The organism is Nocardiopsis sp. NPDC007018 (assembly GCF_040635075.1).
Lineage (GTDB): Bacteria > Actinomycetota > Actinomycetes > Streptosporangiales > Streptosporangiaceae > Nocardiopsis.
In genome coordinates this window covers 26,341-36,604 of the sequence record NZ_JBEYHA010000053.1, presented here as the reverse complement: position 1 = coordinate 36,604, position 10,264 = coordinate 26,341, and the positions used below count along the sequence as shown (strand labels likewise).

General features: G+C 72.4%; 8 protein-coding genes and 3 tRNA genes. 5 read left to right on the top strand and 6 right to left on the bottom strand.

Features of this window, described 5'->3' with window-relative positions:
* Window positions 1-341: 341 nt before the first annotated feature.
* The 5 genes from ABZ635_RS22550 to ABZ635_RS22530 all read left to right on the top strand — a co-directional run bounded on the left by ABZ635_RS22550 (window position 342) and on the right by ABZ635_RS22530 (window position 5,853).
* Window positions 342-1,217, top strand: coding sequence for a M24 family metallopeptidase (locus ABZ635_RS22550; RefSeq protein ID WP_357768567.1), 876 nt, complete (start codon window positions 342-344; stop codon window positions 1,215-1,217).
* Entirely contained in the window at window positions 1,214-2,947 is a 1,734-nt protein-coding gene (locus tag ABZ635_RS22545; protein ID WP_357768565.1) for an SDR family oxidoreductase, read from the top strand. The genes ABZ635_RS22550 and ABZ635_RS22545 overlap by 4 nt, the downstream gene beginning before the upstream one ends.
* Before the next feature lie 47 nt (window positions 2,948-2,994).
* Window positions 2,995-3,954 (top strand): metal-dependent hydrolase, encoded by a 960-nt coding sequence (locus ABZ635_RS22540; protein ID WP_357768563.1) that lies wholly within the window; start codon window positions 2,995-2,997, stop codon window positions 3,952-3,954.
* Window positions 3,955-4,070: 116 nt separating this feature from the next.
* Window positions 4,071-5,078 carry a PDR/VanB family oxidoreductase gene (locus ABZ635_RS22535; RefSeq protein WP_357768575.1) on the top strand — a complete coding sequence of 336 codons (1,008 nt, stop codon included), beginning with the start codon at window positions 4,071-4,073 and terminating at the stop codon, window positions 5,076-5,078.
* Window positions 5,079-5,250: 172 nt separating this feature from the next.
* Window positions 5,251-5,853 carry a TetR/AcrR family transcriptional regulator gene (locus ABZ635_RS22530; RefSeq protein ID WP_357768573.1) on the top strand — a complete coding sequence of 201 codons (603 nt, stop codon included), beginning with the start codon at window positions 5,251-5,253 and terminating at the stop codon, window positions 5,851-5,853.
* A 181-nt stretch (window positions 5,854-6,034) separates the two neighbouring features.
* Here the strand turns inward: ABZ635_RS22530 and ABZ635_RS22525 are convergent.
* From ABZ635_RS22525 to ABZ635_RS22500, 6 genes are all read right to left on the bottom strand, one after another.
* A tRNA-Glu gene (locus ABZ635_RS22525) sits at window positions 6,035-6,110 on the bottom strand.
* A 121-nt stretch (window positions 6,111-6,231) separates the two neighbouring features.
* A tRNA-Glu gene (locus tag ABZ635_RS22520) sits at window positions 6,232-6,307 on the bottom strand.
* A 49-nt stretch (window positions 6,308-6,356) separates the two neighbouring features.
* Window positions 6,357-6,428 (bottom strand) — tRNA-Gln (locus ABZ635_RS22515).
* A 133-nt stretch (window positions 6,429-6,561) separates the two neighbouring features.
* A complete protein-coding gene (gene gltX, locus ABZ635_RS22510) occupies window positions 6,562-8,010 on the bottom strand; it encodes a glutamate--tRNA ligase (protein WP_357768561.1) in 1,449 nt (482 codons plus the stop codon).
* Window positions 8,011-8,096: 86 nt separating this feature from the next.
* Window positions 8,097-9,176 (bottom strand): SGNH/GDSL hydrolase family protein, encoded by a 1,080-nt coding sequence (locus ABZ635_RS22505; RefSeq protein ID WP_357768559.1) that lies wholly within the window; start codon window positions 9,174-9,176, stop codon window positions 8,097-8,099.
* Window positions 9,177-9,275: 99 nt separating this feature from the next.
* Complete coding sequence (locus ABZ635_RS22500; protein WP_357768557.1) at window positions 9,276-10,076, bottom strand: fumarylacetoacetate hydrolase family protein; 801 nt, start codon at window positions 10,074-10,076, stop codon at window positions 9,276-9,278.
* Window positions 10,077-10,264: the final 188 nt, after the last annotated feature.

The following is a 10,264-nucleotide window of genomic DNA, read 5'->3' as shown; positions in this document are numbered from 1 at the left end:
ACCGCCGTGGTCTGGCACAACGACCGCACCGGCCAGCCGGTCCTACGCTCATTGACCGCTTACGATCACTGACCCCTTGGAATCACTCATCTAGGTGTACTGACCATGGAGGTTGAGTACACCTAGGCAGCCCACCGCCCCACCCACCCGTCCCGCCGCCGTCGGGGGTCCGGCCCCGGCACCACCCGCCCTTTCCACCCCCGCCCAGCTCCTGGCACCCACTCCTCGGCCGCGCCCGCCGACTCCGGCGGACGCGGCCTCCGTCGTCTCCGGGGGCCTGGACGACACACCCCGGCAGGACACCTCTGGACTCTTATTGACACTTTGTCTAACATGACGGAATGTCTCACAAGAATGTGACCGGGGACACTACCGCCCGGGCCGAGCTCGACGCCTTCCGTGAGCTGCAACAACTCGCCTACCAGGCCGCCAGCGACGTGGCGGCCGCCCTCGAACCCGGTGTGACCGAAAGAGAGGCCGCCCGGCGCGTCCGCGAACACCTGGAGGCGCGCGGGGTCCAGGACTGGTTCCACACCCCCTTCGCCTGGTTCGGCGACCGCACCGCCTTCCGGAACTTCCGCGTCCCGTTCCAGTTCTTCCCGACCGGTCGCCGTCTGGAGGAGGGCATGGCCTTCATCCTCGACTGCGCCCCCGTCCGGGACGGCTACGTCGCCGACATCGGCTATTCCGGCTACCTGGGCGAGAACCCCCTGCACGACCTGCTCATGGACGACCTGCGCGCGCACCGGTCCCTGATCGTCGAACGGGTCCGGGCGGGCGACACCCTCCAGGACGTCTACCGCGCCGTGGACGCCCTCATCCGCGAGCAGGGCTACGACAACCGGCACCGCGTCTACCCCGGCCGCGTCATCGCCCACCAGGTCGGGAAGCTCACATCGCGGCTGCCCCGCGCGATCGTCGCGGGCTTCGGCGTGCGCTCCCTCCAGACGCTGGTCGGCGACCTCGTCGTCGAACGCCTGCACCACCGCTCCCCCCTGTGGGCGGACGGCGACGTCTCCGCTCACCCGGCCACGCCCGGTCTGTGGGCGGTCGAGCCCCACATCGGCTTCCGCGACCTCGGGGTGAAGTTCGAGGAGATCCTCGTCGTCACCGAGGACGACGCCCACTGGCTCGACGACGACCTCCCGCACGTCCGCCGCTGGGCCCGGACGTCACCCGCACCCGCCGCCGCCAGCGAGGAGACCGCGACCGCATGAGCACCCGACCCTCCCTCCGCGTCACCGCCACCGACGGGCAGAGCCTGGCCGTCTACACCGCCGGAGACCCCGGCCGACCCACCCTGGTACTGGTCCACGGCTACCCCGACAACGCCGCCGTCTGGGACGCCCTCGCGGCGGACCTGGCCGTCGACCACCACGTCGTCACCTACGACGTCCGGGGCGCAGGGCACTCCACCGCCCCCGACGAGCGCTCCGGCTACCTCCTGGACCAGCTCGCCGACGACCTGCGCTTTGTCACCGACGCCGTCAGTCCGGACCGCCCCGTCCACCTCGTCGGCCACGACTGGGGCTCCATCCAGACCTGGCACGCCGTCACCGAGCCCGCGCACGCTAACCGCTTCGCGTCCTTCACCTCGATCTCCGGCCCCGGCCTCGACCACGCGGGCCACTGGCTCAGGAGGGCCCCCGACGGCGTCCGCAACGTCCTGCGCCAGGCCGTGCGCTCCAGCTACATCGGGTTCTTCGGCACTCCGGGGCTCCCCGAGGCCGCCTGGCTGAGCGGGGTCGGCGGCCTCGCCCTCGCCGGACTGGAGCGCCTCGGCGGCGGCCACCGCGTCCCCGCCCGCAGGGCCACCCGCGACTACCTCAACGGACTGGAGCTCTACCGCGCCAACATGCTCCGCCGCTTCACCCGGCCCGCCGAACGACGCACCGGCGTCCCGGTCCAGGCCCTGGCCCCCACCCACGACGCGTTCATGGTCGACCAGGTCCAGTCCAACGCCGGGCGCTGGGCCGACGACTTCCGCTTCCACCGCTTCCAGGGCGGACACTGGGCGGTCCGCTCCCGGCCCGCCCCCGTCGCCCGCCGCGTCCGCGCGTTCGTGGCCGAGATCGAGTCCGGGGAGCCGCGCCCGGTCCGCAACCTCACCGCCGGACGGGCCCGTCGGCACGGCGGCGCGTTCGCCGGCCAGGTGGCCGTGATCACCGGGGCCGGCAGCGGTATCGGACGCTGTCTCGCCTTCGAGCTGGCCGAGCGCGGGGCTCGGATCGTCGCGGTCGACCTCAACGGGCCCGCCGCCGAGCGGACCGCCGCGCTCTGCTCCCTGGTCACACCCGGCTCCGCCGCCCAGCGCGTGGACGTCACCGACGCCGCCGCCATGGAAAAGCTCGCCGCCTGGGTGCGCGACGCGTACGGGGTTCCGGACATGGTCGTGAACAACGCCGGAATCGGTGTGGCCGGACCCTTCCTGGAGGCCAGCACGGAGGACCTCGAACGGGTCGTGGACACCAACCTGTGGGGCGTGGTCAACGGCGTCCGGGCCTTCGCGCCGATGATGGTGGAGAGCGGCGGCGGAGGCCGGATCGTCAACACGGCCTCGGCCGCCTCGTACCTGCCCTCACGCCTGTACGGCGCCTACTCGGCGACCAAGGCGGCGGTCCTCGGACTGAGCCGCTCCCTGCGCGGTGAACTCGCGGGCCGGGGGGTGTCCGTCACGGCGGTCTGCCCCGGCCTGATCGACACCGGCATCATCTCCAACGCCCGCCTCTCCGGCATGGGCGAGGTCTCCAGCGCCAAGGACCGGCTCAACCGGCTGTACCGGCTGCGCGGCTACACCCCGGAGAGGGCGGCGCGGCGGATCGCCGACGCCGTCGAGTCCGACCCGGAGATCGTCCCGGTGACCGCCGAGGCCCACATCGGACTGGCCCTGTCCCGGCTCTCCCCCGCCGCCGTGCGCGCGTACGCACGCCTGACCCCGCCGCTGTGACCCGTCCCGCACCGCTCGGACGCCCCGACCCGCCCAGGAGGCCGACCATGAGCCCCGACACCACCCCCGCGCCCGCCGTCCCCGACCCGACCGGTACGGACGAGCCCGACCGCCTCGCTCTGCACGCGCGCGACGTCCACTTCGACTGGAGCGCGCTCGACCTGCACTGGATTCCGGGAGAGCCCTTCGCCACGCACGTCATCAACGTCCTCCACCTGCTGCTGCCCGAGGGGGAGCGGTGGTTCGTCGAGGTGTTCAAACAGGCCGTGCCGTACATCACCGACGACGAGCTCCGCGAGCAGGTGCTCGGCTTCATCGGCCAGGAGGCCGTACACGCCGAGGCCCACGCCGGAGTCCTCGACCACATGGACGCCCACGGGCTGGACCCGCGCCCCTACGTGGAACAGATCGCCTGGATGTTCCGGGTGGTGCTCGGCGACCGCGACCTGTCCGGCGACCGCGAGTTCGCGTGGCTGCGAACGCGGCTGGCGGTGATCGCCGGGATCGAGCACTACACGGCCGTCCTCGGCCAGTGGGTGCTGGACGCCCGAGCGCTGGACGAGCACGGCACCGACCCCACCATGCTCGACCTGCTGCGCTGGCACGGCGCGGAGGAGGTCGAGCACCGGGCGGTGGCCCACGACCTGTACGCGCACCTGGACGGCGGGTACCCGCGCCGCGCCCTGGCGATGGGAGTGGCCGCCTTCGCCCTGGCCGCGCTGTGGGTGCGCGGGGTCCGGTTCCTGATCACCCACGACCCTTACCTGCGCGGACGGATCGACGGGCGCCGCCCCAGGGCCTCGTGGGCACTACGCGACGGGCGGCGCGGGCTGATCCCGCACCTGGGGCGCCTGGCCCGGGCCGTCCCCGAGTACCTGCGCCGCAGGTACCACCCGTCGCACCACGGCTCCACCAGCCGGGCCGTCGCCTACCTGGCGGTCTCCCCCGCCGCTCGGGCCGCCGACGCCGCCGAACGGGAGTCCGCGCGGCGGGAGGTCCGGCCGTGACGGGCCCACCCCGCCAGAACTCGGACGGGCTCCGGACCGCGCACAGCTCCGAGTCCTACGCGAACCCCCGCCCTCCGGTGTCCCTGTTCGGCCGGGGCGGGCGCCCCGACCGGTTCATGCTGGCCCTGGAGCGCCTGGCCGCGCGGATCGAACCGGCCACGGCGCGGTGGCGCCCCGGTCACCCGCCGCGCGTCCCCGACGGCGACCTGCCGGTACGGATCGCCCGGGTGGAGCGACCCGCCCCGGACGTCGCCGCCCTCACCCTCGTGCCCGCCCGCCCCGGCACGACGCTGCCCCGATGGCAGCCGGGGCACCACGTGGACACGGTGCTCGGCGACGGCGTCGTGCGCCCGTACTCGCTGTGCGGCGATCCGCGGGACCGCTCCTCCTACCGGATCGCGGTCCGCCGCGTCCCGGGCGGCACCGGGTCCGCTCTGGCGCACGCGCTCGCCGCCGGGGACACGATCGCGCTGCGCGGGCCGCGCAACGCGTTCCCCTTCACCAGGGCCGAGCACTACCTGTTCGTGGCGGGCGGTATCGGGATCACCCCGATCCTGCCGATGGTCCGGGCCGCGCACGCCGCCGGACGCCCGTTCCGGTTCGTCTACAGCGGCCGGAACCGGGAGAGCATGCCGTTCCTGGACGAACTGCCCGCCGCCTCCGACCACGCCGACGTCCTGGTGCGTCCCGACGACGAGTACGGGCGGCCCGACGCCGCCGAGCTGCTCGACGGGATCGCGCCGGGCACCGCCGTGTACGTGTGCGGACCGGCCCCGCTGATCGCGGCCCTGCGCGGGCGGGTCCCTCCGGCCTCACCGTTCTTCTCCGAGCGCTTCTCGCCACCGACCGTCTCGGACGGCCGCCGGTTCGAGGTGCGCCTGGGCCCCGACGGCCCGGTCGTCACCGTCCCCGAGGACGAGTCGGCTCTGGACGCGGTGCTCCGGGTCCGCCCCGAGACGGCCTACTCCTGCCGCCAGGGGTTCTGCGGCACCTGCCGGGTGGGGTTGTTGTCCGGGACTCCCGACGACCGGGACCGGCCGACCGGCGGCTCCCCGCGCGGCACGGGTTTCGCGCTCTGCGTCTCGCGGGCCGACGAGGGCGAACGGCTCGTGCTGGATCTGTGAGCGGACCCGGGGAGCGGTAGTTTCGGAGCGGGGCCCCGGATCGGAGCGGGGCGCGAGGGCTCGGGAGGTTGCGACAGCGGTGGTGTCCCACAGGACCGGCCGTCACCAGGCGCGGGTGACGGGTACGGCGGTCCCGGTCGGCGGACCGGGCTCCGGACGGCGCCCGCGCCGCATGGCGCCGCACGAACGCAGGGACGACCTGATCCGCACGGCGCTGCGCGTCTTCGCGCGGCGCCCGCCCGGCGACGTCACCCCGGAGGAGATCGCCGAGGAGGCCGACGTCTCCCGGGCCCTGGTCTACCGCTACTTTCCCAACATGGCGGAGTTGCGCCGGGCGGCACTGGAACAGGCCATGTCGGAGCTGATCTCGCGGCTCTCCCCGCCCGACCACCTGTCGCCCACCGAGCAGCTGAGGGCGGCCCTGCGCACCTTCGTCGACTTCGCGGACTCCTACGCCCCCTCCTACGCGGCCCTGCTCAACGGGGGTTCGGTGATCTCCACAGAGGAGACCGAGGCGCAGATCGACCGGGTCCGCGACGGCGTACGGGCGCTGATCCTGGAGCGGGTGGGTGTGACCGACCCCTCGCCCCGGCTGTTGCTGGCCCTGCGCTGCTGGGTGGCGGCGGTGGAGACGGCGGTGATGTCGTGGCTGCGGGAACGACAGATGACACGCGACGAACTCGCCGACTGGCTCCTGGAGCAGCTCGCGGCGATGCTGACCGCCGCCGGGGGCCCTCAGGAGGAACTGGAGCTCCTGACCGCCCGGGCGGGCTGAAGCGGCCCGCCACGAGTGGTCACCCGGCGTACACCCGGGCCACGACCGGGATTCACGGAGCGGAGCGTCCGCCTCCCGCCGTAGAAGGGCTCGCCCATGACCGGCTCCCGGCCGGTAGGGTCCGGGCCCGGGGCCGGAGACGACGGAAGGCCCCATCCGATGGATGAGGCCTTCGTGCCGTTGGTACCCCCGAGCGGATTCGAACCGCCGTTACCGCCTTGAGAGGGCGGCGTCCTAGGCCACTAGACGACGGGGGCCTACGCGATCCGGTGGACCGCTGGTCCGTGCGGCCGTCGAAGACGAACCAACGCGAACCGGACACCGGTGACAAGCACCGGCCAACAGGAAGGCCTCCACCAGGTGGAAGCTTCCTGCCGTTGGTACCCCCGAGCGGATTCGAACCGCCGTTACCGCCTTGAGAGGGCGGCGTCCTAGGCCACTAGACGACGGGGGCGCACCGTGGATCGTGAGATCCGTGCCGACCATGGAACCATGGTCGTGCGCTGGCCTACCAGGACTCGAACCTAGACTAACTGAACCAGAATCAGTCGTGCTGCCGATTACACCATAGGCCAATGCTTTGGGAGGACCCGGTCGCTTTCGCTTCCCTGTCCCCCTCGGCGACGTGTTCAACTCTAGCGGACATTCGGAGTGCTCGCGAACGGGAATCGGGGCGGCCGACCTGTGTGCCCGGCCACCCCGCACCGATCAACCCGCGTCGGCCGCCTTCTCCTCGGCGCGCAGGCGCTCCAGGGCGGACTCCAGGCGCGCCTGGACCCGCTCGCGGCCCAGCAGCTCCAGGGACTCGAACAGCGGCAGGCCCACCGTCCGTCCCGTGACGGCCACCCGCACCGGGGCCTGGGCCTTGCCCAGCTTCAGGCCGAGCGTCGCGCCGGTCTCCTCGGTGGCGGTCTTGAGGGCGTCCGCCGTCCACTCCAGCTCCGGGTCGGCGTAGCGGGCCAGCGCGGCCTCCACCATCTCCTTGCCGACGCCGGGCTTCATCGCCTTCTTCCAGCTCTTCTCGTCCTCGGCGGGCTCCTTGAGGAACAGGAAGTCCACGTTGGGGACGATCTCGCTGAGCACCGCCACACGGCTCTGGGCCAGCGGGGCCACGGCCGCGAAGACCTCCGGGTCGTAGTCGGCGGCGTCCCACGGGGTACCCGCGCCGGTCAGCCAGGGCTGGCAGCGCTCGGCGAACTCCTCGACACTCAGCGCGCGGATGTACTCGCCGTTGAACGCGCGCAGCTTCTTCTCGTCGAAGAACGCGCTGGAGCTGTTGACGTCCTGGACGCGGAACAGTGGCATCATCTCCGACCACGGCATGATCTCGCGGTCGTCACCCGGCGCCCAGCCCAGCAGCATCAGGTAGTTGACCATCGCCTCCGCCAGGTAGCCCTCCTCCTGGTAGGACTCCAGGGCGACCTTGTCGCGGCGCTTGGACAGCTTCTTGCGCTGCTCGTTGACGATGACGGGCAGGTGCGCCCACACCGGCGGGGCCAGATCCAGGGCCTCCCACAGCAACTGCTGCTTGGGGGTGTTGGACAGGTGCTCCTCGCCCCGGACCACGTGCGTGATCCTCATCTCGACGTCGTCGAGCACGTTGGCCAACACGAACAGCGGCGAGCCGTCGGCGCGGGCGATCACGAAGTCCTCGATGGCCGCGTGGTCGAACTCCACGTCGCCGCGGATCTGGTCGCGCACGACGGTGGGGCCGCCCTCGGGCACACGGAAGCGCAGCGCCCGGCCCGGGCCCGGCTCCAGGCCCCGGTCGCGGCAGAAGCCGTCGTATCCCAGGTTCGGGTTGTCGCGGCGCTCCTGCACCTGCTCGCGGGTGCAGTCGCAGTAGTAGGCGCGACCGGAGCGGTACAGCTCCCGCGCGGTCTCACGGTGCTTCTCGACGTAGGCCGACTGGAAGTACGGGCCCTCGAAGTGCGGGTCGCTCGCGTCGATGCCGATCCAGGACATCGCGCGGATGATGCCGTCGGTCCACTCGGGACGGTTGCGGGCGGCGTCGGTGTCCTCGATGCGCAGGACCATGCGGCCCTCCGCCTGCTGCTGGGCCATGGCCCAGTTGAAGAGGGCGGAGCGGGCACCGCCGACGTGGAACATGCCCGTGGGGGACGGGGCGAAGCGGGTACGAATCGGAGTCTCAGTCACGCCCCCGAGGATATCGGTGGCCCGGGATGACCTGTGGGAAGTCCCGGAGGGCCGACGGACGGGCGCGGGGCGCCGCGCGTCGGGGTTCAGGGGCGGATCGGCAGGGGACGGGCGTGGGCCGGGCCCAGGCCGAACTCACGGGAGAGGGCGTCGGCGAACCCCGCGGCGATCCTGACCTCGCCGTCGTCGTTGGGGTGGGTTCCGTCGTAGGTGTCGGCGTAGGGGTCCCACCCCTCGGCGGCGGACAGGTCGAAACTGGCCACCGGGGACTCCGCCGTGGACAGGTCGGCGGCCACGGCGCGGACCAGTTCGTTGTAGACGTACACGCGCAGGGCGAAGCCCTGGTCCTGGTCGGCCAGTGTGATGGGCAGCGCCTCGGCGAACAGAATCCTGATCCCGGGGTTGGCCTCCCGGGCCCCTTCCACGTACGCGCGCAGCCGCGACTCCATCTCCTCGGCGGTGATGGGGTGCAGCAGGTCGTTGATGCCGATCATCACGCACAGCACGTCGGGCTGGTGGGCGCTGACGTCGGCCTCGATGGTGACCAGGGCGTCGGCGAGGGTGCGCCCCCAGCGGGCGTTGTGGTCCTGGTCGAAGTCGGGGTCGCGGTAGGTGACGCCGTCGTGGGCCTCCGAGGGGTCGGGGAACTCCGAGGGGTCGGGCGGCACTCCCGGGCGGTCGGCCCGGCGCTCGTCCCGCGTCGCACCGCCGGAGGGCGTCGCGTCCTCGTCGAGGTTCTCGAACAGCCCCTCGAGGCCGCCGTCCGAGGGATCGGTGCCCTCACCCGTCTCCGGCCCGCCGGTCTCACCGCCGTCCCCACCGAAGAGTTCCGGCGGAATGATCTGCTCCGGAGTGGCGGGGGCCGAGTAGGGGCCGACGAAGTCGAGTCCGTCCACGTGCGGTTCGAGGTGGTTCCACAGGTGGAAGCGCCAGGTGCGGTCCCCGCCGGCCCCGTGGGTCATGGAGTCGCCCGCGAGCATCACGCGCACCCGGTCACGGTTCTCCAGCCACGCCCCGGGATCGGGCTCGTCGGCGTGGTCGGATCGGCTCGGGTCGGGCCGGATGGCCGCCCACAGGCCCGCGCCCGCCAGGCACACGATCAGGGCGACGACCCCCGCGAGGAGCGCGGGGCGCCGGGTGCCGGTCAGGAGGGTTCGTGCTGCCACGGGGTGCGGTCCTTCCGCTCGGAGACGTGCGCGCCGTCGTCGGGGCCCGGGGCCGTGTGCGGGGCGCGCCCCGCACACGGTCAGCCGGGCCGCCCGGGGTCAGTCGCGGGTGACCACGCGGTTGGTGATGGTGCCCAGGCGCTCCACGGTGACGGCGACCTCCTGGCCGACCTCCACCGGTCCCACCCCGGCGGGGGTGCCGGTGAGGATGACGTCGCCCGGGAGCAGGGTCATGAAGGAGCTGATGTAGGAGACCATGCCGGGGATGTCGTGGATAAACTGCGACGTGCGCCCGTCCTGGCGGACCTCGCCGTCCACGGTCGTGGTGACCGCGAGGTCCTGGGCCTCCTCGATGCTCAGGCCGGTGGTGATCCACGGCCCGATCGGGCAGAAGGAGTCGAAGCCCTTGGCCCGGGTCCACTGCTTGTCGGTCTTCTGGAGGTCGCGAGCGGTGACGTCGTTGGCCACGGTGTAGCCGAAGATGACGTCCTTGACGCGCTCGCGCGGGACCTCGCGGCAGGGACGGGAGATGACGATGGCCATCTCGCCCTCGTAGCTCACCCACTCCGAGACGGACGGGTAGAAGACGGGGTCGTTCGGCCCGGTGACCGCCGTGGACGGCTTCAGGAAGACGACGGGCTCGGCGGTGCCCTCCCCGGTGAGGTCCTTCATCTCCTCGACGTGGTCGGCGTAGTTCTTGCCGATGCACACCACCTTGGTGGGCAGGACCGGCGACAGCAGGCGCACGTCGGAGAGCCTGGCCCGCTCTCCGGTCAGCTTGATGTCCCCCAGCAGAGGGTGCCCCGTCAACCGGGCCACGAACTCCTCTCCGCTGTCCGTGTCCCTCTCGACCAGGCCGAAACCGACCTCGTCACCGGCCGCGAACCGTGCGATACGCACCTGATGCCTCCCAGCAGCCCTCTTGCTCGCTCTTGCCGTTGAAGCGTAGCGGCGCCGGGTGGGACCCCGCCCGGCACGTCCGGGTGCGCGCCGGGGAGGCGAAGTGTCACATGAACCGAGAGTGACGACTTGGACACACAATGGCGGCGACAAACACCCGAAGAGATGACACACCCACCCTTCCCGGG

Excerpts from the sequence above, each read along its gene's own strand:
- ABZ635_RS22550 (WP_357768567.1), top strand. The coding sequence starts at position 342 with ATGTCTCACAAGAATGTGACCGGGGACACTACCGCCCGGGCCGAGCTC.
- ABZ635_RS22545 (WP_357768565.1), top strand. The coding sequence starts at position 1,214 with ATGAGCACCCGACCCTCCCTCCGCGTCACCGCCACCGACGGGCAGAGC.
- ABZ635_RS22540 (WP_357768563.1), top strand. The coding sequence starts at position 2,995 with ATGAGCCCCGACACCACCCCCGCGCCCGCCGTCCCCGACCCGACCGGT.
- ABZ635_RS22535 (WP_357768575.1), top strand. The coding sequence starts at position 4,071 with ATGCTGGCCCTGGAGCGCCTGGCCGCGCGGATCGAACCGGCCACGGCG.
- ABZ635_RS22530 (WP_357768573.1), top strand. The coding sequence starts at position 5,251 with ATGGCGCCGCACGAACGCAGGGACGACCTGATCCGCACGGCGCTGCGC.